This is a genomic window from Marinobacterium sp. BA1 (assembly GCF_041155135.1).
GTDB classification, from domain to species: Bacteria; Pseudomonadota; Gammaproteobacteria; order Pseudomonadales; family Balneatricaceae; genus Marinobacterium; species Marinobacterium iners.
Genome location: NZ_BAAFHC010000001.1, coordinates 1,286,343 through 1,310,873, shown reverse-complemented (window position 1 = coordinate 1,310,873; position 24,531 = coordinate 1,286,343). Strand labels below are relative to the sequence as shown.

Genomic DNA, 24,531 nt, shown 5'->3' with positions numbered 1-24,531 from the left:
ATTTTCATCCTTCAAGCCAATTTCTGCACTGTTGTTCATGTTGCACCTGCGCATCAAAATGGGTGCCAATGGCGCTGAATGGTATGCTGTGGCCCTTTAACGGCTTGAGCAGGAGCAATAATGATCATCGAAGCAAATCAGGTGAGTTCGACCGAGATCTATCACACCTTGACCCAAGTCATTATTCCGCGCCCTATCGCCTGGGTGCTGAGCCCTAATGATGAGGCAGGCAGCAGTCATAATCTTGCGCCGTTTTCGTTTTTCAATGTGGTGTGCAGTGATCCACCCATCCTGATGCTTTCCATCGGCAGCAAAAGTGACGGCAGCATGAAAGATACCTGTCATAACCTGTTGGAATACAAACGTTGTGTGATTCATATCGCAGCCAATCATCAGGCGCAGATGGTCAGCGACAGCGCGGCTGAACTGGCCCGGGGTGAGTCGGAATTGACGTTGACGGGGCAGACGCTAATGCCTTTCGATGACACCGGATTGATGCGATTGCCGGATGCGCCGGTTGCACTTGCCTGTCGGCTGCATCAACACATTGAGGTGGGCAATAGACCCCAGAGTCTGTTGCTGGTGGAAGTGGAGCGAATCTGGATCGATGACGCGGTATGCGGACGGGATGCGAAAGGACGGATGAGGTTTGAGGCAGACAGAATCAAGCCGCTGGCACGATTGGGCGGTTCCGAGTACGCAACACTGGGTGAGCTGTTCAGCATCCGCCGCAGCTGAGGTTTGACATCAATCCGTCACTGCTGCAGAGTGCGCGCTTTTTTCGTCTACCTTGAGCAGTAAACGCTGCAGGAGAAACTGACTGATGAATGCCGTAGTGGCCGCAGTGCTGGTGATGCTGGTGCTGAGTCTGGTGCGTACACCCGTGGTGGTGGCGCTGATTCTGGGGGCTCTGAGTGCGGGCCTGTTGGCGGGGATGGGGCTGGAGCAGACACTGGCAGCGTTCAGCGGAGGTATTGGTGGTGGCGCCGAAGTGGCCCTGAGCTATGCCATGCTGGGTGGTTTTGCCGTTGCCATTGCCCAGTCGGGCTTGCCTCATGCCATGGCTGATCTGGTGCAGAGCAAACTGGGGCAGGGTAATGGCAATACGCGTGTTATAAAATATGCACTGGTACTGGTGATTCTGGCGATTGCCATCTCCTCTCAGAACCTGATACCGATTCATATCGCATTTATTCCCCTGTTGATTCCACCGTTGTTGCTGGTGATGAGCAAAATGCAGCTGGACCGCCGTCTGATTGCCTGCGTGCTGACTTTCGGCCTTGTGACACCTTACATGTTCCTGCCGGTGGGGTTTGGCGGCATTTTTCTCAACAATATTCTGCTGAAAAACATTGCCGATAATGGCCTCACAATGGAAGGCATCAATGTGATGTCCGCCATGTGGATCCCGGCAGCCGGTATGGTAGCGGGGCTGCTGCTGGCGATGGTCAGTTATGGTCGCAAGCGTCATTATGACCTGGCACCACTGGAGCAGGTGGAGCGAGTAAAGGTTGAATACAGTTCCACTCGCTTGGTAGCGGTCATTGTCGCGATGCTGGCGGCATTCGGTATTCAACTTTGGACAGGCTCAATGGTATTGGGCGCGCTGGCCGGCTATATGATCTGTACCGTCACCGGTATCGTGCGCTGGAAACAAGCCGATGGAGTACTGATCGACGGCATGAAAATGATGGCGATGATCGGCTTTATCATGATCACGGCGGCGGGTTTTGCCGAAGTACTGCGCCAAACCGGTGAAATTACCACGCTGGTGAGCAGCAGCGCCGAGCTGATTGGCCAGAATAAAGCGCTGGCTGCGCTGTTGATGCTGGTGGTGGGGCTGCTGATCACGCTGGGCATTGGTTCGTCTTTTTCGACCATTCCGATCATTGCGGCGATCTATGTGCCGCTGGCGTTGTCGTTGGGTTTCAGTCCGCTTGCCATTGTGGCGCTGGTCGGTACTGCTGCGGCATTGGGTGATGCAGGTTCACCGGCTTCAGACTCCACGCTGGGACCTACTGCGGGGCTGAATGTGGACGGTCAGCATCACCATATCTGGGATACGGTGGTGCCCACCTTCTTGCATTACAACCTTCCGCTGCTGGCGGCGGGCTGGGCCGCAGCAATGATTCTCTGAGCCTTACTGAGCTTGCACGTCAGGCTGTTTGAATGGCAGCCAGCCGTGCAATGCCTCCATCTGTTCCTGCATGGCGGGAGACTCCTGCTGCAGGAAGTCACGAATCGCCGCTTCAAACCCCGGGTGTGCGATCCAGTGCAATGACCCGGTCGCAATCGGCTCAAAGCCGCGCTGGATTTTGTGCTCCCCCTGGGCGCCCGGGTCAAAGCGAGCAAGGCCCTGCTCAATGCAAAATTCGATACCCTGATAGTAGCAGGCCTCGAAATGCAGGCAGTCATATTCCTCCATGCAGCCCCAGTAACGGCCATAAAGCGTATCTTCACCAATGAAGCAGAGTGCAGCGGCGATGGCATTGCCTTCAAGCTCGGCCAGTATCAACAGCAGTTGTTCGGGCATGCTCTGATGCAAGCGGTGAAAAAAGTCCGGTGCCAGATACCCCTGTCGACCACGCTTGAGGTAGGTCATCTGATAAAAGCGGTAAAACAGATCCAGTTGCTCGCGAGTGATCGCCTTGCCCCGGATTCGCCGCAGACTGATGCCCTGTTGTTCGACTTTCTTGCGTTCACGTCGAACCGCCTTGCGCTTGCGTGAGCTGAAACGATCGAGAAAATCATCAAAATTACGATAATCCCGGTTGAACCAGTGGTACTGCACACCCAGACGGTGAAGTAATGGTTGCGGTGCGCACCGCAGCTCCGGTTGTGGCAAGAACAGGCCATGCCATGAAGAGGCGTGTGTCTGGCTGCACACCGACTGTACCAGCGCAGGTAATTGCTGCATTACTTCAGCGGGGCTGAGGTGGGTGCCAAAACGTGGTCCGGTGGCGGGCGTGAAGGGTACTGCAGTCAGCAGCTTCGGGTAGTAGTTGAGTCCGTGGTGTTCATAGGCGTCGGCCCATGCCCAATCGAACACATATTCGCCCCAGGAGTGGGTTTTCAGATACAGCGGCATCAGCATCAGCGGATTACCATCGTCATCGAGTAGTTCTGCATGCATGGGCTGCCAGCCGGTAGCTGTGCTGACGCTGCCGGAGGCTTCCAGTGCATGCAGGAACTCGTAACGCAGAAACGGATATTGGATGCCGCAGAGTGCATTCCAGCGCGGCTGACCGATCGACTCTATACTTTGATGCAGATTGACTTTAGCCATGTCGACCTATACTAATCAGTGTAACTGTTGGATTAAAAAGCATATTTAACGATTCAAGGAGCAGGGCAATGGATGAACTGGAGCTGGAGTTTGAGCTTGATCCCCGTCTGATCACCGATACGATTGCCATTGGTGACTATCCTCTCTGTCGCTTGCTGCTGATGAATGACAGCCAGTACCCCTGGTTCATTCTGGTGCCCCGCCGGGCCGGTGTCACGGAACTGTACCATCTGCCGGCCAATGAGCAGCAACAGCTCATGCATGAGGCCAGCGACCTGGCTGAAACACTGGCGGATATGTTTCAGGCACGCAAGATGAATGTCGCCTGCCTGGGCAATATGGTGCCACAGCTGCACATGCATGTGATTGTCCGAAAGGAGAGCGATGCAGCCTGGCCCGGCCCCGTCTGGGGTAAGGTCCCTGCTGTTGCCTATACGCAGGAACAGCTTGACCGGGTCCGAGGCAAGCTGGAAGCTTTGCTTGACGGAGAAATGGCATTCGAACCACATAACTGAGCTTTTACCGGTCTTATCCCTGCCGCCGGGCCTGTCAGGCCCGGCTAAATCGGTTATAATTCCCGCCTTTCATTTTCCTTGATGCACCCGGATACAGGAACAGGACAGTATGCGTAGCCATTATTGCGGCGATCTCAGATCAGAACATATCGGTGAAGATGTCACACTCTGCGGCTGGGTACACCGTCGCCGTGACCATGGTGGAGTGATTTTTCTCGACCTGCGTGACCGTGAAGGCATCACTCAGGTGGTGTTTGACCCGGATCGTGAAGAAAGCTTCAATCTGGCTGACAGCGTCCGCAACGAATACGTGGTTGAAGTGCGCGGTACCGTGCGTGGGCGTCCGGAAGGCACCATCAACAAGGAGATGGGCACCGGCGAAATCGAAGTGCTGGGCAAGGAACTGGTCATTCTGAACAAGTCTGAAACCCCGCCGTTCCAGCTGGACGAACACCAGCAAGTGGGTGAGGATGTGCGCCTGCGTCACCGCTATATCGACCTGCGTCGTCCGGAAATTCAGCGCAAGCTGCGGTTTCGCTCCAAAATCACGCATAACATCCGCAACTATCTGGAAGACAACGGTTTTCTCGATATCGAGACCCCGATTCTGACCCGCGCAACCCCTGAAGGTGCGCGTGACTATCTGGTGCCAAGCCGTACTCACGAAGGCAGCTTTTTTGCCCTGCCGCAGTCGCCTCAGTTGTTCAAGCAGCTGTTGATGGTGTCCGGTTTCGATCGCTACTATCAGATCGCCAAGTGCTTCCGTGATGAAGACCTGCGTGCTGACCGTCAGCCTGAATTCACCCAGATCGATATCGAAACCTCGTTCATGGACGAGGAAGGGATCATGGGCCTGACCGAAGGCATGATCCGCAGGCTGTTTATCGAACTGCTGGACGTGGATCTGGGCGACTTTCCGCGCATGCCATACTCAGAAGCGATGCACCGCTACGGCTCCGACAAGCCGGATCTGCGTATTCCGCTGGAGCTGGTGGACGTTGCTGACCTGCTTCAGGATATTGAATTCAAGGTATTTGCCGGTCCTGCCAAGGACCCGAAAGGTCGCGTAGCGGCACTGAAGGTACCGGGTGGTGCCGAACTGACCCGCAAGATCATCGACGAGTACACCAGTTTTGTCGGTATCTACGGTGCCAAGGGCCTGGCCTGGATCAAGGTCAACGAGCTGGAGAAGGGTGCCGAAGGCCTGCAATCTCCGATTGTGAAATTCCTGGGTGAAGACGTGGCCATGAAGGTCATGGAGCGCCTGGAAGCCAAAAACGGCGACATCGTGTTCTTCGGTGCCGACAAGGCGACGGTTGTCAACGAAGCCCTGGGTGCGCTGCGCATCAAGGTCGGCGAAGATATGAACCTGATCGAACGCGAGTGGGCGCCGCTGTGGGTGGTCGACTTCCCGATGTTCGAAGAGAACAGCGATGGCTCCATGACCGCGCTGCATCACCCGTTCACTTCGCCGAGCTGCAGCCCGGAAGAACTGATCGCCGAGCCCGAAGGCAAGCTTTCCCGTGCCTACGACATGGTACTGAACGGCACCGAATTGGGTGGCGGTTCCATCCGTATCCATGATCAGACCATGCAGAAAGCCGTATTCAAGGTGCTGGGTATCTCCGATGAGGAAGCGGACGAGAAATTCGGCTTCCTGTTGAATGCACTCAAGCACGGCGCACCGCCTCATGGTGGTCTAGCGTTTGGTCTTGATCGTCTGGTGATGCTGATGACCGGTTCCACTTCAATTCGTGAAGTGATCGCCTTCCCGAAAACCCAGAGTGCTGCCTGTCTGCTGACCGATGCACCGGGTGAGGTGAGTGCCGCGCAGCTGCGCGAACTGAATATCAAGCTGCGCAAAACTCCCTGATTGCGCACCCGGGGCGACCATCAGTGTCGCCCCATTTGTTTACACGACCGATATTTGAGGATGTTGTATGGCAGGTCATTCCAAGTGGGCTAACATCAAGCACCGCAAGGCGGCTCAGGACGCCAAGCGCGGCAAGATCTTCACCAAGCTGATTCGTGAGTTGACCGTCGCCGCCAAAGAGGGTGGTGGCACTCCGGAAGACAACCCGCGTCTGCGTGCGGCAATGGACAAGGCGCTGGGCGCCAACATGAAGAAGGACACCATCGAAAAGGCGATTCAGCGTGGCGCAGGCGGTGGCGAGGGTGACAACTACGATGAGCTGACCTACGAAGGCTACGGCCCCAACGGCGTGGCCATTCTGGTCGAGTGCATGACCGACAACGTCAACCGTACCGTGTCTCAGGTGCGGGCTGCCTTCAACAAGGCGGGTGGCAACCTGGGTACCAACGGTTCGGTTGCCTATCTGTTTGAGAAAAAAGGTCAGATCAGCTTCGGTGAAGGCGCTGATGAAGACGCGATCATGGAAGCGGCGCTGGAAGCGGGGGCTGATGACGTCATCACCAACGAAGACGGCTCCATCGACGTGTTTGCGCCTTGGCAGGAGTTCATGGACGTGAAACAGTCGCTGGTAGATGCTGGGTTCGAGCCGGTTTATGCCGAGGTTGGCATGATTCCGTCCACTACGGTTGAGCTGGATGTGGAAAGCGGTCAGAAAGCGCTGAAGTTGATCGACGCGCTGGAGGATCTCGATGATACCCAGAATGTGTATCACAATGCCGAAATCCCCGAAGAAGCGATGGAATAAACGCGCAGCATGATGGCTGATGGAAACCGGGGGCAACCCCGGTTTTTTTTGAGCAAAACGCCTTGATTTAGTGTATAAATATACAGATATAGTCCGCTTAAACATTTACTGGAGTTTCGAGACAGGTCCATGCTGATATTGGGGATCGATCCCGGCTCAAGAATTACCGGCTATGGTGTCATTCGCGTGGCGGGTCCTCGTACCGAGTACGTTGCCAGTGGCTGCATCCGCATCAGTGGTGACGTTCTTGCAGATCGACTGCAGCAGGTGTATGCCGGCGTGACTGAAGTCATTGAGCGCTATCAGCCTCAGGAAATGGCCATTGAGCAGGTGTTCATGTCGCGCAATGCGGATTCGGCGCTTAAGCTGGGCCAGGCGAGGGGGGTGGCGATCGTGGCCGGTGCCAACCGCCTGCTGCCGGTATCCGAGTATGCGGCCCGTCGCGTCAAACAATCGGTGGTAGGCAATGGTGGTGCCGACAAGGCGCAGGTGCAGCACATGGTGATGCATCTGCTGAAGTTGCCGGGGCTGCCCCAGGCGGATGCGGCAGATGCGCTGGCCATCGCGCTCTGCCATGCTCATACCTGTGCGGGGCAAATTCAGCAAGCGCGCGGCAAAACGGCCGGGCGCTGGCGTTACTGATTTATCTTGGAGATGCAAAGCGCGTGATCGGACACCTCAGAGGTCGAATTCTGGAAAAGCAGCCGCCCTGGATGCTGCTGGATGTTAACGGTGTGGGCTACGAGGTCGAAGCCTCGATGAACACCTTTTACAAATTGCCGGAAGTGGGAGCCGAAGTGTCACTGCACACCCACTTTGTGGTGCGCGAAGACGCCCAGCTGTTGTACGGCTTTGCCGATCAGCAGGAGAAACTTCTGTTCCGCTCATTAATCAAGGTGAACGGTGTCGGCCCCAAACTGGCTCTTTCTATACTGTCCGGCATCAGTGCCAATGACTTTATCCGCAGTGTGCACAACGAAGACACAACGGCGCTGGTGCGGGTGCCGGGAGTGGGCAAAAAGACGGCGGAACGTTTGATTGTTGAAATGAAAGACCGCCTCAGTCAGCTGCAGCTACCGACCTTGACCGAGCTGGAACTGAGCAGTGGCAGCCAGTCCGAGACGGTTTTGGTTCCGGAAGCGGACCACCGTGCGGAAGCCGAAAGCGCGCTGATCGCACTGGGTTACAAGCCGCAGCAAGCCACGCGCGCGATTGAACAGGCAGTACAGGCACTGGGAGAAGATGCGGTCACCGAAACGCTGATACGCCATGCCCTGCGTACCATGGTGGGTTGAGACAAATGCTATGAGAATTGAAGCCGACCGTTTTATTACGCCCATGGCGGCGCCTGCCGAAGAGGTTCAGGATCGTGCCATACGCCCCAAGCTGCTCAAGGATTATGAAGGGCAGCCTGTGGTACGTGAACAGATGGAGATCTTTATCCATGCGGCACGCAACCGAAACGAAGCGCTGGATCATACGCTGATTTTCGGCCCGCCCGGGCTTGGTAAAACTACACTGGCCAATATCATCGCTCATGAGATGGGCGCGCAGATCCGCACCACTTCCGGTCCGGTGCTGGAGAAGGCCGGTGATCTGGCAGCCTTGTTGACCAACCTTGAAGCTGGTGACGTGCTGTTTATTGACGAAATACACCGACTAAGCCCCAATGTTGAAGAAGTACTCTATCCGGCGATGGAAGACTACCAACTGGATATCATGATCGGTGAAGGGCCGGCGGCGCGTTCAATCAAGCTGGATCTGCCGCCTTTCACCCTAGTGGGTGCCACCACTCGGGCGGGTTTGCTCACTTCTCCCTTGCGGGACCGTTTTGGGATAGTACAACGGCTTGAGTACTACTCGATTCAGGATCTGACCGGTATCGTAATGCGCTCGGGGCAGTTGTCGGGGACCCATATCGATGAAGACGGAGCTCGAGAGGTGGCAAGACGATCACGCGGCACGCCGCGTATCGCCAACCGACTGTTGCGCCGGGCACGCGACTTTGCCGAGGTGAAGGGTGATGGCCGCATTACCAAGGATATTGCCGATCTGGCGCTGAACATGCTGAATGTGGATGAGCGTGGCTTTGACCATATGGACCGTCGTCTTTTACTGGCGATGATCGAAAAATTCGGTGGTGGTCCGGTGGGGATCGACAGTCTTGCAGCCGCAATCAGTGAAGAACGCGATACTATCGAGGATGTGCTGGAGCCCTATCTGATCCAGCAGGGGTTCATGATGCGCACCCCGCGTGGGCGCGTAGTCACTGACCATGCCTATGTCCACTTCGGGATTGAAAGGCCTGACTGATATCAATAGTTTATTGATGTGTTAGGTCTCTCAAACAACTGACTGATAAAGATCAAGTCGGCAATGTGCCTGTCCGTCTACGATGATGACAGTCCACTAGCGGAGATCATCATCATGTCGGCCGTACTGAATCATCATGAGCTGGAAAGCTTCTCTGAGGAGTTGCATGATATCGAGCATGTGCGTCAGCTTCTTAGATCGATCCCTCCCGGGCAGACCGAGCTGCAGGCTACACTTGAAGTCGCCAGGCGATTGGACTTGGAGCATCTGCGCCATCATCTCGATGTCATTGGGCGCTGCAACGAAGCACTGGAGCGTATCAATCGAGGTCGCTACGGCAGCTGCTGTCGCTGTGGCGAAACAATCGAGCTGAACCGTCTCAGGGCTGATCCACTCACGGAGTGCTGCCTGACTTGTCAGGAGTAGCGCCTCCCCCCTTGTATTAAAATCTGCGGCTGCTATTGTTGTGTGCCATCTGCAACCTGATCAGGTCGACGGCATGCCGTTTCAGTGGCCGCTACGTGTCTACATCGAAGATACCGATCTCGGTGGTATTGTCTACTACGTTAATTACCTGAAGTTCATGGAGCGTGCGCGCACTGAGCTGCTGCGGCAATGTGGTGGCTCTCAGCAGGCGCTGATGGCTGACGATATCATTTTTGTCGTAACACGAACCGAGTGCCGTTACTTGGCCCCTGCACGTCTGGATGATGAACTTCTGGTCGAAGTGAGTATCGAACGGGCGAGCAGGGTGAGGGTATCCTTTCAGCAGCGTATTGTCTGCCAGGCGGATAATCGTCTGCTGTGTGAGGCTGATGTGGATGTTGCCTGTGTGCGCGCTTCAGACATGAAGCCGACACGATGGCCTGATAACCTGCTTCAATCCATGAAAACTGTTACCAAGTCACTGCCTGCTGTCGAGGAGAAATAATGGAAGGCAAACTGCCAATCTGGAGTCTCGTTGAAAATGCGAGCCTCACCGTTCAATTCATTATGGTGCTGCTGTTCCTGGCCTCGTTTATTTCATGGGTGATGATTTTTCAGCGCCACCAGGTACTGCGCAAGGCACGCCGTTCCATGCGTCAGTTTGAGGATCGCTTCTGGTCGGGAGTGGATCTGGCTCAGCTGTTCCGTGATGTGAACCAGTCTCCCAATACGATCTGTGGGGCGGAGAATATCTTTCGTGCGGGGCTGCAGGAGTTTACTCGGCTGACTCAGAAGGCCAACCGTGAGCCGGATGTAGTGATGAACGGTGTTCAGCGCGCCATGCGTGTTGCCATGGCGCGTGAAGAAGAAAAGCTGGAGCGTCATTTGCCGTTTTTGGCCACCGTGGGTTCAACCGCTCCGTATATGGGGCTGTTCGGTACCGTTTGGGGGGTTATGAACGCCTTCCGTGGACTGGCAACCGTTCAACATGCCGCCATCTCGGTAGTGGCGCCGGGTATTGCTGAGGCTCTTATCACTACTGCGATCGGTCTGTTTGCCGCAATACCGGCGGTGGTGGCCTATAACCGTTTTGCCTCCCAAGCCGAGTCTCTGTTGAGTAACTATGAAACCTTTGCCGATGAGTTTTCCAGCATTCTCTACCGGCGTGTGCACTCCGTCTGAGGTTTTAATCTATGGATTGGCGTCCACGCAAGCAACGCAAAATCAACGCGGAAATCAATGTTGTCCCTTATATTGAGGTGATGACCGTACTACTGGTCATTTTCATGCTGACTTCGCCAATGTTGACTCAAGGGGTAGATGTGAATCTGCCTCAGGCCGGTGCCGAGCCAGTGGAAACGGAAGACGAAGAGCCTCTGGTGCTGACGGTTGATCGTGAAGGACAGTATTACATCAATGTGGGAGGTGATGACCGGGTCCCAATTAGCCGTGAGGAGGTGGCCAGCCGTGTCGGAAAAGTGCTGGCCAGCGCACCACGAAAACTGTTGCTGGTAAGAGGTGATCGGGACGCAAGCTATGATCAGGTAGTGCAACTGATGGTATTGCTGCAGCAGGAAGGTGCAACCAGTGTTGGCCTGGTGACGGAATAGCGCGGTGGAGATGCGAAGCTATATTTTGCCCTTTATGCTGGCTTTTGTTGTGCATGCGGCAGCATTTTCACTGATCAGCATGAACTGGGATCGGCCGGCTGAGTCGGTACGTTCAGCTCCCCGTCATATCCAGGCGGAGATGATAAACCTCAAGGCTCTGGCTCAGCAGCAGGCGGCACAGGAGCAGATTGCTCGCCAGCAGGCTGAGCAAAAGCGCAAGGCGGAAGAGGCCCGTCAGCGTCGCGAACGTGAAGCGGTTGAACAGCGCCAGCAAGAACTTGCACGTAAGCAGGCAGAAGCCGACGCACGTAAGCGTGCGGAGCAGCAGGCCGAACAGAAACGACAGCAAGAGCAGGCGCGACAAAAAGCGGAAGAACAAAAGCGTCAGGCTGAGCTGGCTGCTCGCAAGAAAGCGGAGGCAGAAGCGGCGAAACGCAAGGCGCAGGAACAGGCTAAGCGTGAAGCCGAAGAGGCCAAGCGCAAGGCCGAAGCAACTGCCAGAGCTGAAGCAGAGCGCCGCAAGCAGCAGCAACAGGCGGAGGCAGATCTGCAGCGCAAGCTGGCAGCCGAGCGCGCGGAAGCACAGGCTCGCGCTGAGCAGGCTTCTCAGGCAGTAATTGGAGATATACAGTCCTACATTCAGGCTGTATTGCAGGACAGCTGGCGTATTCCGTCAACCGCTCGCAACGGAATGGAAGCAGTAGTGGCGATACACTTTCTGCCAAGCGGTGAGGTGGATCAGGCCTATATTCATACCAGCAGTGGCAATGCACAGTTCGACAGCTCTGCGGTGCAGGCCGTGCTGAGAGCACACAGCTTTCCGAGGGTTGCGGATGTCGATCCACTGCTGTTTGAGCGTCGATTACGTAAACTTTTAGTCAAATTCAGGCCGGAGGGGCTGAGGTGGTAAGGATCAAGCAACTGTTTGCAGCGTTTACATTGCTGCTCGTCGCGCAGCTGGTGCAGGCTGAGCTCATGGTAGAGGTAACTCAGGGGGTTGAGGCGCCGACCTCCATTGCTGTTGTGCCGTTTGGGAATAATACTGGCTCAGCGCTGGCGGAAGATGTGGCACAAGTGGTCGGTCAAAATCTGGAGCGCAGTGGCTTCTTCAGTGCCATGCCGCGTGACAATATGCTGAGCTTTCCGACTCGCCGTGATGATGTGTACTTCAGAGATTGGCGCGTGTCCAAAATGGATTATGTGGTGATTGGGCGTATTGACTCAGTGGGTGACCAGCTCAGCTTGCGTTTTGAGTTGTACGATGTGCTGCGTGAGCGGCAGGTGCTGGCTGAACAGGTCAGTGCAACCGCCTCAAGCTTGCGGGATGCCGCCCACTATATGGCAGACAGGATTTTTGAGCAGCTTACAGGCCTTAAAGGCGCCTTTGCGACTAAGGTGGTGTACGTCACGGCGGAGCAGTTGGGTGATCAGAAGCAGCGTTATCGCCTGCAGCTGGCGGACTGGGATGGCGCTCGAGCGCAAACCATACTGGAGTCTGCCCAGCCAATCATGTCACCGGCATGGTCAATGGATGGCAGCAAGCTGGCATATGTGTCCTTTGAAACAGGGCGTCCTGCCATTTACGTACAATATCTTGCAACCGGCAAACGCGAGCGCATTCAGTCCTTCCCGGGTCTGAATGGTGCACCCGCCTGGTCGCCGGATGGCAACCGTTTGGCGCTGGTGTTGTCGCGTGATGGCAACCCGGAAATCTATCTTCTGGATCTGCGCAGTCGCCAGCTGCAGCGTCTGACTCAGCATTACGGTATTGATACCGAACCGGCATGGTCACCAGATGGGCGCTCGTTGATTTTCACCTCTGATCGGGGCGGTCAGCCACAGATCTACCGCCTGGGGCTTGAGGATCGCAAGCTGGAAAGACTCACATTTGACGGTAACTACAATGCCAGGGGGCGCCTGACTCAGGATGGGCGATTCCTGACCATGGTTCATCGCAGCAGTGGCGGTGGCAATGGCTTTAATATAGCGGTACAGGATTTGAAAACGGGGCGACTGGATATACTCACTCGCTCCGGCATGGCCGAATCACCCAGTATCGCGCCGAACGGCAGTGTGGTCATTTATGCCACACAGGAAGGTACGCGCGGAGTGCTGGCGGCCGCATCACTGGATGGTCGGGTTCAGTTCAGAATGCCGGTTGACAGGGGTGATGTACGAGAACCTGCCTGGTCACCCTACTTGCAGTAGGTCGGCGCGGCAGCAAACTGCAACACAATGGCAATACACTCATTTAAACAGTCAAATCGAGGATTTATCATGCGGGTAGTCAATCTGAGCAAAGCGGTTGCCCTGACGGCAGCCATGGTGTGGGCTGCAGGCTGTAGCACCACCAGTACTTCTACTGACGCGGGTGGTGCGGCAGGTGATGGTACTTCTGCTTCTGGTGCCAATACTTATGGCACCTCAGGTAGTCGTGTCAGCGGTGCCATTGTGACAGCCGAAGATCTGCAGCAGCTGCGCACCGTGTTCTATTTCGACTTCGACCAGGCCGTAGTGCGTCAGGAAGGATTCTCTGATCTTGAAGCTCATGCCCGCTATCTGTCCCAGAACCCTTCGGCATCCGTACGCCTGGAAGGTCATGCTGATGAGCGCGGTACCCGTGAATACAACATGGCATTGGGTGAGCGTCGTGCGAAGGCCGTTGAGCGTCTGCTGGTTGTGAATGGTGCAGGCAATTCACAGGTAGAAAGCATCAGCTTTGGTGAAGAAAAACCGGCTGTTGTCGGTCACTCCGCTGACGCTTGGGGCAAAAACCGTCGTGTTGAACTGATTTACCAGAGCAAGTGATGAAAAGTGCCGCAACAGCCAAGGCTACCGTCCTGCTGGTGCTGGCGTCATCCTGGTCGTATGCGGCCCCGGTGCCGGTGATAGAAATCACCGAGACACCGGTGGTTCCACGTACAGGAGGAACGCAGCCATTACAGGTGCAGAGTGCGGCTGGCTATTCGGTCCAGAATGAGCTGCTGTTCAGTCTGCAGCAACTTCAGGATGAAGTCAGGATGCTGCGCGGAGCGCTGGAAGAGCAGCAGCATAAGGTCGAACGGCTTGAGCAGCAGCAGCGTGAGCGTTACAGAGATATGGATCGTCGTATCAGCTTGCTGATGTCAGCGGTGTCGGATGACGCGCTGTTGGCAGCCCAAGGTAATCCAGAACAGCCTAAACAGACAGCGGGTCTGCCCAATGTGACTGATAATGCTGAATTGAATGCCTCTGTAGAAGGTGTTGCTGCTGGTGATGCGGCAGCCTACGACAAGGCCTACAGTCATGTGCGTCAGCGTGAGTTTGATCAGGCGGAAAAGTCGTTTGAGCTGTTTTTGAACGACTATCCGAACAGTTCGCTTGTGCCCAATGCCTGGTACTGGCTCGGCGAAGTAAAGCTGGCTCAGGGTAAGGTTGAAGCGGCAACGAGCGCCTTCAATCAGGTGGTTACGGGCTATCCGGGTCACGCCAAGGCTGCCGATGCGCTCTATAAGCTGGGTGTGTTGTCTGAGCGTGGTGGTGATGGTGCTGCGGCCAGAGCGTTGATGAAGCGGGTGCAGGATGAGTATCCGCAAACGTCTGCGGCTGGTCTGGCTCGAAGTTTCCTCTCCAATCAACAGTGACTGGCTCAATCGAAATGAAACAAAGTGAAAAACGTGCAGTAGTACTGCTTTCGGGTGGTCTTGATTCGGCAACTGCATTGGCGATGGCCATGGAACAGGGCTATAGCTGTCATGTGCTCAGCTTCGACTATGGTCAGCGTTCGGTGACCGAGTTGAATGCGGCACGCGCGATTGCAGCCCAGGCTGGTGTCAGTGAACACAGAGTGTTGCGATTGCATCTGGAGGATTTTGGCGGCTCGGCACTGACCGATACCAGTATCGATGTACCCGAAGATCAGGCTGAAGGCGTTCCGGTTACTTATGTGCCTGCACGCAACACGGTTTTTTTGTCTCTGGCGCTTGGGTGGGCAGAGGTGCTGGATGCCGATGCCATCTTTATCGGTGTAAATGCAGTCGACTATTCCGGCTACCCTGATTGTCGCCCGGAGTTTATAGAAGCGTTTGAGCGCATGGCCAACCTGGCGACGCGACGTGGCATCAATGGCGACCCCGTACATATCGAAACACCACTGATGCATCTCACCAAGGCGGACATTATCCGCCGCGGCACTGCGTTGGGTATTGATTATGCGCTCACAGTTTCATGCTATCAGGCCGATATGGAAGGGCGTGCCTGTGGTCGGTGTGATAGCTGCCGTCTGCGTGCCAAGGGGTTTGAGGATGCAGGTGTTGTGGATCCGACCCGTTATGTTTGAATAAAATTCCGCTCAAGGGTTGCCTTTCACGCCTCGGCAGGTAAAATGCGCAGCCCATCGGGAGGGTCGTTAGCTCAGTTGGTAGAGCAGTTGGCTTTTAACCAATTGGTCATAGGTTCGAGTCCTATACGACCCACCATCCCTTCTTCACTGTATGCTTTTGGGCATCAGTCTTTGGGTCGTTAGCTCAGTTGGTAGAGCAGTTGGCTTTTAACCAATTGGTCATAGGTTCGAGTCCTATACGACCCACCATTTTATCCGGCCTTTTTCATTTGATACAGCTGATACTCAAGTCTGATGCTTTTGTGCCTAGTCGTTGTGTCAGTGCTTCACTTACTGCAGTGCAACTATGGTATAATCGGCGCCCCAAGATTTTGCCGTCCAAGGCATCCAACCAGCGTGATGATAAGAATCTGACTATGTTGAGCAAGCAGGACATCGACGATCGCATTCTGGTGCAGGAGCATTTTGCTCAGGAGCACCTGCCGCAGCAGATGGGATCTGCCGAGATTGAGCAGTACAAGAGCAGGATCCGTCAGCTCCTGAAAGAAAAGGATGCCTGTCTGGTGGCACATTATTATACCGATGACCTGATTCAGCAGCTTGCAGATGAAACCGGTGGCTGTGTTTCCGACTCTCTGGAGATGGCGCGCTTCGGCTCACGCCACCCGGCCTCAACTCTGATTGTGGCTGGTGTGCGCTTCATGGGTGAAACGGCCAAAATCCTGAACCCGGAAAAACGCATTTTGATGCCGACGCTTGAAGCAACCTGCTCTCTGGATATAGGCTGTCCTGCCGATGAGTTTTCGGCGTTCTGTGATCAGTATCCCGATCATGAAGTGGTCGTCTATGCCAACACCTCTGCAGCCGTTAAGGCGCGCGCTGACTGGGTGGTGACCTCGAGTATTGCGCTTAAGGTAGTGGAATATCTGGCCGATCAGGGCAAGAAAATCATTTGGGCGCCGGATAAGCATCTGGGTGGATACGTCCGTAAGGAAACCGGTGCCGAGATGATTCTTTGGGATGGCAGCTGCATTGTCCATGAAGAGTTCAAGGCAAAGGGGATTCTGGATCTGAAGCGGGTCTACCCGGATGCGGCGGTGCTGGTTCATCCCGAGTCACCGGACACTGTGGTCCAGATTGCTGATGCCGTTGGCTCTACCAGTCAGTTGATCAAGGCGGCGCACGACCTGCCAAATGAAACTTTCATCGTTGCAACTGATCGAGGCATTTTCTACAAGATGCAACAGGCTGCTCCCGGCAAGCGCTTCCTTGAAGCTCCTACAGGTGGCTCAGGCGCAACCTGCCGCAGCTGTGCGCACTGCCCCTGGATGGCGATGAACGGACTGGATAATATCGTTGCCGCTCTGGAGCATGGTGTCGATGAAATCCACGTTGATGCGGAGCTCGCGCGCCGAGCGCTAAAGCCGCTGCAGCGGATGCTGGATTTTTCAGCCAGCTGATATCACGTTTCAGGAGGCGCTGCTTATCAAATGAGCAGCGCCTCCTGATCTCAAGTCTGCTTTTAAAACTGTTCCTTCATTTCCTGCCGCAGCGCTTTTGCTTCCTGCTCGCGTTGCTCCAATCTGGCCCTGTCTGAGTCGGTCAGATCCTTTTCCCGAGCGGCGTACTCAAGCTGTTTCAGTGCCAGATCAAACTGTGCCGTCAGCAGGAAATACTCTATTCGTGCTTCATGTACGGCAAGAATATTACCGGCAAGCCCTTCCGCTTCAGCCAGTTCAAACCAGATCAGCGTGTCGGTTGGGTAGTCACGAGTCAGTTGCTTGTAGATGCGTATGGCCTGCTGTAATTGGCCTGTCTCACGAAGTGCTCGTGCATGCAGGGTACGTACCGGGCGGCTGTCGGGGTAAAGTGCAATCAACTCCCTGGAAATCTCCAACGCACTGGCTGAATCGGCCGCTGCCAAAAAACGCTCAACTCGACTCAACAGCAGCCATGGGTGTCGACGTGCAGAGGCGTCCAGTGTGTTCCAGGTTTTATCGGCAAGAGCAAAGTCGGCAGCCGCAATGGCGGCCAACATCAGACCATAACGATTATGCAGCTGGTCAGAATCTTGAGTTGCAGCGCGGAAAGTGGCAAGTGCCTTCTGCGGGGATTCGCTGTGATGAACCTGCATGCGGGCACGAATTAAATTGAAGTCGCTGTTGTCGGCATGTGACTGTACTTCCGGTAACTGGCTTGCACGGTTGAGCGAGTCGGCTATGCGTGACTCAGTCACGGGGTGTGTCAGCAAAAATTCGGGCGGACGCTGCCCATAGAAGCGATAGTTGCGCTGCAGGCGCGAAAACATCTGTGGCATGGTGTGTGGGTCGATGCCGGCCTCGACCAGTGTCTGCATGCCAACACGGTCCGCTTCCTGCTCATTGCGACGACTGAATGCCAACTGCCCCTGTGCATTGGCGCCCATGGTTGAAGACAGGACGGCCATGCCGCCTTGGGTATCGGCTGCCGCTACCAGAATACTGGCAAGCAGGCCTGCCAGCATCAGCGGGCGGTTGCGTCGCTCCTCCTCAAGCCTCTGAGCATAATGGCGCTGACTCAGGTGGGCCAACTCGTGTGCAATCACCGAAGCCAGTTCGCCTTCGGTTTCAGCAGCCAGCAGCAGTCCGCTGTGGATGCCAATGATGCCGCCGGGAACGGCAAAGGCGTTAAAGGTTGGGTTATCAAGCAAAAACAGTTCAAGCCGGCGATCCTGCACCTGACTTTTCGGTAGCAAGCGCCACAACAGGTCTTCAAGGTACTGATAGCTGATCGGGTCGTCCAGCAGTGGAGCCTGAGCACGAAGAATGCGCGCCCAGTTGCGGCCCAAGCGGTATTCGGCGTCCAGGCTGACGGTTGCGGAGCTGGCATCATTCAATACCGGCAAATCGGTACTGGCAGTGCCGGTAGCGGGCAGGAGGGCGGTGGAAAAGCAGGTTGCTGCCACCAATAGTGTTTGCATCAGTCTTCGCATCATTCTACCGCTGTCAGAATTATCTTGCCGGGTATTATGGTATATAGTGCTTGCCACCCAAGGCCAGTGATTTACGGGAGTTTTCTGCATGTCATCGCCGCCATTTGATCACGAACTGGATACCAGTGGCCTCAGTTGCCCCATGCCGCTGCTCAAGGCCAAGCTTGCCTTGCATCAGCTTGAGCCGGGGCAGGTTTTGAAAGTGATTGCCACTGATGCTGGTTCGCTGCGGGATTTTCCTGCCTATGCTCGGGTTTCTGACCATGAGTTACTGCAGACGTTCAGCGATGAGCAGTGTTATATCTATTGGATCCGGCGTGGAGCCGGCACCTGAGGAGTATCAATGCGCAAGATTTTCAGTAAATGGATAGATCGATACTTTTCCGATGAAGAGGCTTTGTTCCTGTTCCTGCTTCTCGCAGGCGGGCTGCTTGTTATTTTGTTTCTGGGACAGCCACTGGCCCCGGTGATTGCGAGTGTTATCCTGGCGTTTCTGATGCAGGGGGTGGTTGACTGGCTGCAACGGCGTGGAGTTGCTCACCTGCTTGCCGTCAGCGCGGTATTTGTGCTGTTTATCGGGTTTCTCAGTGCTTTTCTGGTTTTCGTGCTGCCGATCATCTGGCAGCAGATGGTTAACCTGTTCAATGAAGCCCCACGTATGGTCAGCGAGGTGCAGAACCTGCTTCTGGTCTTGCCAGAACGCTATCCAGAACTGATTTCCGAAACCCAGGTCAGGGAAATTATTTCGGCTGCCGCCACTGAGCTGAGCCGGCTGGGCCAATGGGTACTGACCTTTTCGCTTAATTCGATCACCAGTATCATAACCCTTTTGATCTATCTGATTCTGGTGCCGATACTGGTATTTTTCTTTTTGAAGGATGGTCGAAAGTTGATTTCTGGCTGGACCGCTTTTCTGCCTGAAAAGCGTCAAATGATGACCAGTGTATGGCATGAGATGGATGTGCAGATTGCCAATTATGTGCGGGGCAAATCGATCGAGATATTGATTGTGGGTGGGGTGAGCTACATTACCTTTGCGCTGTTCGGCCTCAACTACGCGGCTCTTCTGGCTCTGCTGGTCGGCTTCTCGGTTGTGATTCCCTATATAGGGGCAACGCTGGCAACGCTGCCGGTATTTCTGATTGGCCTTTTCCAGTGGGGCTGGGGCAATGATTTGATGTATCTGATGATTGCCTATGCCGTCATTCAGGCGTTGGATGGCAATGTGTTGGTGCCGTTGCTTTTCTCGGAGGCGGTTAACCTGCATCCCATCTCGATTATTGTGGCGGTGCTGATTTTTGGCAGCCTGTGGGGGTTTTGGGGTATTTTCTTTGCTATCCCGTTGGCAACGCTGGTCAAGGCGATTGTAAACGCTTGGCCAAGAGTGGCAGAAGAGCTTGATGCCCCTGCCGAAGAGGGCAGAGGCTGAGTCGATTCAGAGTGCCTGCACAGCCTGCATTACTTCTGCTGCATGCCCTTTGACCTTAACCTTGCGCCATTCCTGGCGCAGTATCCCTTCCTTGTCGATCAGAAAGGTGCTGCGTTCAACCCCCAGTGATTCACGGCCATACATTTTCTTCAGCTTTATGACATCAAACAACTGACACAGGGTTTCGTCCTTGTCGCTGATCAGCTCGAAGGGGAAGGACTGCTTAGCCTTGAAATTCTCGTGGCTTTTAATGCCATCACGGGATACGCCAAAGATTTCTGTATCCAGCGCCTGAAACGCTTCATACAGGTCACGAAAATCCTGACCTTCAGTGGTGCAACCCGGTGTACTGTCTTTTGGATAGAAATAGAGTACGACGTTTTTACCGCGCAGTGTGCTCAGTTTGACTTCGGTGTCACTGGTTGCGTTGGCGGTAAAATCGGGTACGGCTTGGTCGATAACCGGTGTTGTCATGTTGTTCTGTCCTCGAAAATGAAAAAGTCACCCTCACTACTACGCTAGCCGGGCATAATTCGTTTAGAATGATCGGTCTATTACGATAGCAAAAAAGTGCTGGCTGGTTGAGGCTGTTTGTCTGGACCGGTAGCATGAAGCGGCAACCTGAGAGTTCTCAAATTCAAGATGGAGACAGAGATGATTCGCGGCAGTATTGTAGCGCTCGTGACCCCTATGACAGCCAATGGTGATATCGACTGGCCAGCGCTGGACAAAATCGTGGATTTTCATCTCGACAAGGGTACCGATGCCATCGTGGCAGTCGGTACCACAGGCGAGTCTCCTACGCTGGACTACGATGAGCACCTGGATGTGATCCGTGCGATCATCAATCGGGTCGGAGGCCGTATTCCGGTCATCGCTGGCACTGGTGCCAACTCCACTCAGGAAGCGATTGAGTTGACCGAGCGAGCTGCCAAAGCGGGTGCTGACGCCTGCTTGCTGGTAACCCCTTACTATAACAAGCCAACCCAGGAAGGCCTGTACCAGCACTTCAAGGCGATAGCCGAGGCCGTTGATATTCCCCAGATCCTTTATAATGTTCCGGGCCGCACAGCCTGCGACATGCTGCCGGATACCGTGCTGCGGTTGAGCCAGATCGATAATATCGTGGGTATAAAGGAAGCAACCGGTGATCTGGATCGCGCACGTGAATTGATCAACAAGGTGCCGACCGACTTTGCTGTCTACTCCGGTGACGATGCGACTGCAATCGAGCTGATCCTGATGGGTGGTCAGGGCAATATCTCCGTTACAGCCAACGTGGCGCCTACCGAAATGGCAGAGTTGTGTCGTTTCGGTCTGCAGGGTGATACGAAAGCGGCTCGTGAGCTGCAGGCGAAATTGATGCCGCTGCACAAGAATCTGTTCGTTGAGGCCAACCCGATTCCCGTCAAATGGGCCATGACTGAAATGAAACTGATCGACTCCGGTATCCGTTTGCCTTTGACGATTCTGTCTGAGCAGTATCACGAACTGGTCCGCAATTCCCTGCGTGAATCCGGCATCATTTGACAGGAATCGTCATGCATAATTTCCGAACCATTTGTTTTCCGGCAGGCCTGATTGCGCTGTTAGCGCTCTCAGGCTGCGGCATGGTCAAGAACAACCCTGTATATGGTGAAAACGGTGTGATCCGTGACCGCAGCCAGGATTACGAACTTGCCAGTGGCAATGAGCGTTTGCAGTTGCCGCCTCACCTGCGCGCCAAACAGTTGCAGGAACAACTGGTAGTGCCGGACGTGGGTGTAACCGCAACCCGCAGTGACAGCGACTTCAGGGTGCCGCGCCCGGAATTCTTTTACGCGGAATCCGGCAGCGATTCGGTCAACTTCCGACGAGAAGACGGTGAGAAGTTGATTGTTGTGGATGAGCCGATTGCGGATGTATGGTTAAAGGCGCAGGACTTCTGGGCGTTCAACAACATTGACATCAGTCGTGCCGATCCTCGCCAGGGGGTAATGGAGACCGACTGGATTCGCTTGGATGGTCGCGAATACAACTTTGTTGACCGTTGGGTCAAACGGCTAACGTTGCAGAATATTGAAGGCCCAACCCAGAATAAGCTGCGCATGAGTCTGCGCCCCGATCCGGATGATTACGGTCGTACGGCTGTGCGGCTGAAGCATGTACAGTATCCGGATGGAGCCGATGTTGCCAATATCAACTGGGAACAGCAGGCACGTGATGTAGAGTACAAGTCGGACATGATGTTCGAGCTTCTGCGTTACCTGAGCAAGTCTACTGGACAGCAGACAGCCAACACCTACACGGCAATGCAACAGCAGCGTGCGCAGCGACCACTGCTCGGACGTGATTCCCGTGGCAACCCCGTATTGCGGATCAACTCTGACATTGACCAGGCATGGCAGCAAGTCAGTGATGCCCTGGATGAGGCCGAAGTGGATGTGGGTACTCGTGATCAGTCTGCAGGTCTGTTCTATCTTACCTACACCACGACTACCCCCTTTGATGATACCGAGAAGATGGGCTTTTTCGAATGGTTGCACTCTGACCGAGGCGATATCAAGCTAGACACCAGTGCGATCAGTGCAGCTTTGGGGGGCAGTGAGGAAGAAGGTGAGGACGGTATCAGTTACAGTTCGACGGGTGCGAGCCCCAGCAGTGATTCTGAAGACGAAGCACCTATGGACAATGACCTCTCCGATCCGAACAACCCCGCTAACCAGCAAGGTTATAAAATCTGGTTTGCCGGTAAGGTTGTCTATGTGTTCGGTAACGGTGACAGTGGAAACTACAATGCTGAAACCGGCAACTACGAGCATACCGGACGTTACCAGTTGCGACTCAACCGTACCCGGACCGGTGTATTCTTGTCGGTACTGAACGACCAGGGCCTGGAAGCTGCTCCGGTTGTGGCTGAAGAGATTCTCTGGACAGTGAAGGATCAGCTGCCACAGAACTGAGTAAGGTATGATTGCGGAAACAAAAATGGAGGCTTGTGCCTCCATTTTTTTTGTAATCAGAATGGGCAGTCAGAGTCGAATTCGAGCCAGTTCCCGCTTGCGGGATGGTTCAAGGCCAGATGCTCGGCATGCAGTAGCAGGCGAGGTGAGAGCATAACAATCTCATCAGGCGCATAAAATTCATCACCTAGGATAGGGTGACCCAAAGCCAGCATATGTACCCGCAGTTGGTGCGAGCGACCGGTATGTGGGAACAGCAGTACCCGGCTGCGATCACCGCAGCGTTCAATACACCGCCAGAGAGTGAGGGCGGCCTTGCCTTCAATCATGTCGACCATCTGCTTCGGGCGTCGCTCCCAGTCACAGCGCAGAGGCAGTTCAACCGTGCCTTCATTTTGCACGGGCTCGCCTGCGATTATCGCCTGATAACGCTTCTTCGGTATGCGTTCCTGAAACTGGATGCTCAGCGCTCTGTGGCTGTCTGCTGTCAGGGCCAGTACCATCAAACCTGATGTGGCCTGGTCCAGGCGGTGTACGATGCGCGCAGTCGGATGTTTCTGTTGTACACGATACCAAACGCAGTCTTGCTTGTCGGGACCGCGGCCCGGCACGGAAAGAATCCCTGCCGGCTTGCTCACAACCACCATCTGTTGATCCTGATAGAGGTATTCGATCACGGTGTACGCTCAAGCAGCAGCATGGATTCGACATGAGAGGTTTGGGGGAATATATCCATAATTCCAAACCGGGCGACACGGTATCCTGCCTGCAGCAGCAGGGGCAGGTCTGCGACCAGTGCCGATGGGTTGCAGGAGATATAGAGCACTTTGCGGGCACCATAGCCAGCCAGCTGCTGCACCGCCTCACGCGCTCCTGTGCGAGGTGGATCAAGCAGGATCAGGTCAAAGCCGCTGCGGTACCAGGGGGCGTGGACAAAGCTTTCACTCAGATTGGCGCGGTAGAATTGAGCGTTATCGAGTCCGGCGCTGGCGGCATTACGCTGAGCCTGAGCAACCATGTCGGAAGATCCTTCAATACCAACCACCTGGGCGGCTTTCTGTGCCAGAGGCAGGGTGAAGTTGCCGAGCCCGCAGAACAGGTCCAATACACGCTCTTCGGGGCCGGGATCCATCCAGTCAACAGCCTGCCGGACCATCAGCCGGTTCAGGTCGGCATTAACCTGAATGAAGTCGCTGCTGCCAAACGCAAGTTCAAGCTCGAACTCCGGCAAACTGTAATGGCAGGGGGCTGGGTCAGCTGGAATCGTGGCATCATTGAGCGCGACGATAAGCTGCAGTTGTAATGCATCAGCAATAGCCTGCAGGCGCTGCATCAATTCTGCCGAAGGTGAGCGAGTGGCACGAAAGCAAATGAATCCGCTTCGATCACCATGGCTGAGATCAATATGAGTCAGCTGACGAACATCAGTGGCGTCTGAAAGATGTTGTCGCACCACATCGAACACGGGTTGCAGGCGAGGCTCAAGTATCGGGCACTGGTCGATATTCAGCAGCTTGTTGCTGCCGCGGCGGCGAAACCCAACCAAAAGTTCACCATCACGCTGGCGTTGGTTCAGGCCTATGCGGGCCGTTCGGCGATAGCCAAGCGGAGCAGCTGTAAGGGTCGGGAACAGCTGTTCTGGCTGTATATCTACACCGGCATAACGTTTGAGCTGGTCCAGTACCTGCTGCTGTTTGTGAAGTCGTTGCGCATCAATATTAAGATGCTGCAGATCACAACCACCACACTGATTGAAATGGGCGCAGGCGGGTTCACGGCGATCAAGGCTCGGGTGTGTAACCTGGAGCAATTCTGCCTCGTCGTAGCGTTTGTGTACCTGTGTCAGACGAACCTGGACCCGCTCTCCAGGCAGTACCCCTGCTATGAAAGTGGTCTTGCCGTTGTGGCTGGCAATGCCGCGACCTTCATGGCTCAACCGATCCACAGTCAGTTCAAGTGGCGTATCACTCACGACGGCTTTTTTACTGCGCCGGGGAGCGCCAAACTGAATTTGTTTCCGACTCATGTCATAATTTCCGC

27 protein-coding genes and 2 tRNA genes are annotated in these 24,531 nt (G+C 55.0%); 24 read left to right on the top strand and 5 right to left on the bottom strand.

Annotated elements, in window-relative coordinates:
• Positions 1-120 precede the first annotated feature (120 nt).
• The gene (locus ACAM29_RS06475; protein ID WP_369623601.1) at positions 121-738 is read left to right on the top strand and encodes a flavin reductase family protein; all 618 of its coding nucleotides are present in this window, start codon (positions 121-123) and stop codon (positions 736-738) included.
• Between the two features lie 85 nt (positions 739-823).
• Entirely contained in the window at positions 824-2,137 is a 1,314-nt protein-coding gene (locus ACAM29_RS06470; protein WP_369623600.1) for a Na+/H+ antiporter family protein, read from the top strand.
• Positions 2,138-2,140: 3 nt separating this feature from the next.
• Here the strand turns inward: ACAM29_RS06470 and ACAM29_RS06465 are convergent, their stop codons facing one another.
• A complete protein-coding gene (locus ACAM29_RS06465; protein WP_369623599.1) occupies positions 2,141-3,286 on the bottom strand; it encodes a GNAT family N-acetyltransferase in 1,146 nt (381 codons plus the stop codon).
• Positions 3,287-3,354: 68 nt separating this feature from the next.
• On the opposite strand from ACAM29_RS06465, the gene ACAM29_RS06460 reads away from it, so the two are divergent.
• From ACAM29_RS06460 to nadA, 18 genes are all read left to right on the top strand, one after another.
• The gene (locus tag ACAM29_RS06460) at positions 3,355-3,801 is read left to right on the top strand and encodes an HIT domain-containing protein (protein WP_206841337.1); all 447 of its coding nucleotides are present in this window, start codon (positions 3,355-3,357) and stop codon (positions 3,799-3,801) included.
• Positions 3,802-3,910: 109 nt separating this feature from the next.
• Positions 3,911-5,674 (top strand): aspartate--tRNA ligase, encoded by a 1,764-nt coding sequence (aspS, locus tag ACAM29_RS06455; RefSeq protein ID WP_369623598.1) that lies wholly within the window; start codon positions 3,911-3,913, stop codon positions 5,672-5,674.
• 67 nt (positions 5,675-5,741) lie between these two features.
• Entirely contained in the window at positions 5,742-6,479 is a 738-nt protein-coding gene (locus ACAM29_RS06450) for a YebC/PmpR family DNA-binding transcriptional regulator (RefSeq protein WP_369623597.1), read from the top strand.
• 129 nt (positions 6,480-6,608) lie between these two features.
• On the top strand, positions 6,609-7,121 hold the full coding sequence (gene ruvC, locus ACAM29_RS06445; RefSeq protein WP_091824495.1) for a crossover junction endodeoxyribonuclease RuvC: 513 nt from the start codon (positions 6,609-6,611) through the stop codon (positions 7,119-7,121).
• A 23-nt stretch (positions 7,122-7,144) separates the two neighbouring features.
• Positions 7,145-7,774 (top strand): Holliday junction branch migration protein RuvA, encoded by a 630-nt coding sequence (ruvA, locus tag ACAM29_RS06440; RefSeq protein WP_369623596.1) that lies wholly within the window; start codon positions 7,145-7,147, stop codon positions 7,772-7,774.
• Positions 7,775-7,784: 10 nt separating this feature from the next.
• Positions 7,785-8,792, top strand: a complete 1,008-nt coding sequence (gene ruvB, locus ACAM29_RS06435) for a Holliday junction branch migration DNA helicase RuvB (protein WP_206841346.1) — start codon at positions 7,785-7,787, stop codon at positions 8,790-8,792.
• 114 nt (positions 8,793-8,906) lie between these two features.
• Positions 8,907-9,218: a TraR/DksA family transcriptional regulator gene (locus ACAM29_RS06430; RefSeq protein WP_369623595.1), complete on the top strand. Its 312-nt coding sequence runs from the start codon at positions 8,907-8,909 to the stop codon at positions 9,216-9,218.
• Positions 9,219-9,291: 73 nt separating this feature from the next.
• A complete protein-coding gene (ybgC, locus tag ACAM29_RS06425) occupies positions 9,292-9,723 on the top strand; it encodes a tol-pal system-associated acyl-CoA thioesterase (RefSeq protein WP_206842053.1) in 432 nt (143 codons plus the stop codon).
• Positions 9,723-10,400, top strand: coding sequence for a protein TolQ (gene tolQ / locus ACAM29_RS06420; protein WP_091824481.1), 678 nt, complete (start codon positions 9,723-9,725; stop codon positions 10,398-10,400). Before ybgC ends, tolQ begins: the two co-directional genes overlap by 1 nt.
• 11 nt (positions 10,401-10,411) lie before the next feature.
• Entirely contained in the window at positions 10,412-10,828 is a 417-nt protein-coding gene (gene tolR, locus ACAM29_RS06415) for a protein TolR (protein ID WP_091824478.1), read from the top strand.
• Between the two features lie 10 nt (positions 10,829-10,838).
• The gene (gene tolA, locus ACAM29_RS06410) at positions 10,839-11,738 is read left to right on the top strand and encodes a cell envelope integrity protein TolA (RefSeq protein ID WP_369623594.1); all 900 of its coding nucleotides are present in this window, start codon (positions 10,839-10,841) and stop codon (positions 11,736-11,738) included.
• A complete protein-coding gene (tolB, locus tag ACAM29_RS06405) occupies positions 11,732-13,036 on the top strand; it encodes a Tol-Pal system beta propeller repeat protein TolB (RefSeq protein WP_369623593.1) in 1,305 nt (434 codons plus the stop codon). The genes tolA and tolB overlap by 7 nt, the downstream gene beginning before the upstream one ends.
• Positions 13,037-13,105: 69 nt before the next feature.
• Entirely contained in the window at positions 13,106-13,636 is a 531-nt protein-coding gene (pal, locus tag ACAM29_RS06400) for a peptidoglycan-associated lipoprotein Pal (RefSeq protein WP_091824473.1), read from the top strand.
• A complete protein-coding gene (gene ybgF / locus ACAM29_RS06395; protein ID WP_369623592.1) occupies positions 13,636-14,451 on the top strand; it encodes a tol-pal system protein YbgF in 816 nt (271 codons plus the stop codon). The genes pal and ybgF overlap by 1 nt, the downstream gene beginning before the upstream one ends.
• Positions 14,452-14,465: 14 nt before the next feature.
• A complete protein-coding gene (gene queC / locus ACAM29_RS06390) occupies positions 14,466-15,146 on the top strand; it encodes a 7-cyano-7-deazaguanine synthase QueC (protein ID WP_091824467.1) in 681 nt (226 codons plus the stop codon).
• A 63-nt stretch (positions 15,147-15,209) separates the two neighbouring features.
• Positions 15,210-15,285, top strand: a tRNA-Lys gene (locus ACAM29_RS06385).
• A gap of 37 nt (positions 15,286-15,322) precedes the next feature.
• A tRNA-Lys gene (locus ACAM29_RS06380) sits at positions 15,323-15,398 on the top strand.
• A gap of 167 nt (positions 15,399-15,565) precedes the next feature.
• On the top strand, positions 15,566-16,609 hold the full coding sequence (gene nadA / locus ACAM29_RS06375) for a quinolinate synthase NadA (RefSeq protein ID WP_369623591.1): 1,044 nt from the start codon (positions 15,566-15,568) through the stop codon (positions 16,607-16,609).
• 62 nt (positions 16,610-16,671) lie between these two features.
• Here nadA and ACAM29_RS06370 read toward each other — a convergent pair whose 3' ends face one another.
• Positions 16,672-18,108, bottom strand: a complete 1,437-nt coding sequence (locus tag ACAM29_RS06370) for a M48 family metalloprotease (protein WP_091824462.1) — start codon at positions 18,106-18,108, stop codon at positions 16,672-16,674.
• Between the two features lie 100 nt (positions 18,109-18,208).
• Between ACAM29_RS06370 and ACAM29_RS06365 the strand changes: the two genes are divergently transcribed.
• Together ACAM29_RS06365 and ACAM29_RS06360 are read left to right on the top strand one after the other, a co-directional pair.
• On the top strand, positions 18,209-18,454 hold the full coding sequence (locus tag ACAM29_RS06365) for a sulfurtransferase TusA family protein (RefSeq protein WP_091824460.1): 246 nt from the start codon (positions 18,209-18,211) through the stop codon (positions 18,452-18,454).
• Between the two features lie 9 nt (positions 18,455-18,463).
• Complete coding sequence (locus ACAM29_RS06360; protein ID WP_369623590.1) at positions 18,464-19,549, top strand: AI-2E family transporter; 1,086 nt, start codon at positions 18,464-18,466, stop codon at positions 19,547-19,549.
• Positions 19,550-19,555: 6 nt separating this feature from the next.
• Here the strand turns inward: ACAM29_RS06360 and ACAM29_RS06355 are convergent, their stop codons facing one another.
• Positions 19,556-20,023, bottom strand: a complete 468-nt coding sequence (locus ACAM29_RS06355) for a peroxiredoxin (protein WP_091824455.1) — start codon at positions 20,021-20,023, stop codon at positions 19,556-19,558.
• A gap of 180 nt (positions 20,024-20,203) precedes the next feature.
• Between ACAM29_RS06355 and dapA the strand changes: the two genes are divergently transcribed.
• Together dapA and bamC are read left to right on the top strand one after the other, a co-directional pair.
• Positions 20,204-21,079 (top strand): 4-hydroxy-tetrahydrodipicolinate synthase, encoded by an 876-nt coding sequence (gene dapA / locus ACAM29_RS06350; protein WP_091824453.1) that lies wholly within the window; start codon positions 20,204-20,206, stop codon positions 21,077-21,079.
• Positions 21,080-21,090: 11 nt separating this feature from the next.
• Complete coding sequence (gene bamC / locus ACAM29_RS06345; RefSeq protein ID WP_369623589.1) at positions 21,091-22,491, top strand: outer membrane protein assembly factor BamC; 1,401 nt, start codon at positions 21,091-21,093, stop codon at positions 22,489-22,491.
• 56 nt (positions 22,492-22,547) lie between these two features.
• On the opposite strand, the gene ACAM29_RS06340 is transcribed toward bamC, so the two are convergent.
• Positions 22,548-23,168: a pseudouridine synthase gene (locus tag ACAM29_RS06340; RefSeq protein ID WP_354406264.1), complete on the bottom strand. Its 621-nt coding sequence runs from the start codon at positions 23,166-23,168 to the stop codon at positions 22,548-22,550.
• Entirely contained in the window at positions 23,165-24,517 is a 1,353-nt protein-coding gene (gene rlmD / locus ACAM29_RS06335; protein ID WP_369623588.1) for a 23S rRNA (uracil(1939)-C(5))-methyltransferase RlmD, read from the bottom strand. Before rlmD ends, ACAM29_RS06340 begins: the two co-directional genes overlap by 4 nt.
• Positions 24,518-24,531: the final 14 nt, after the last annotated feature.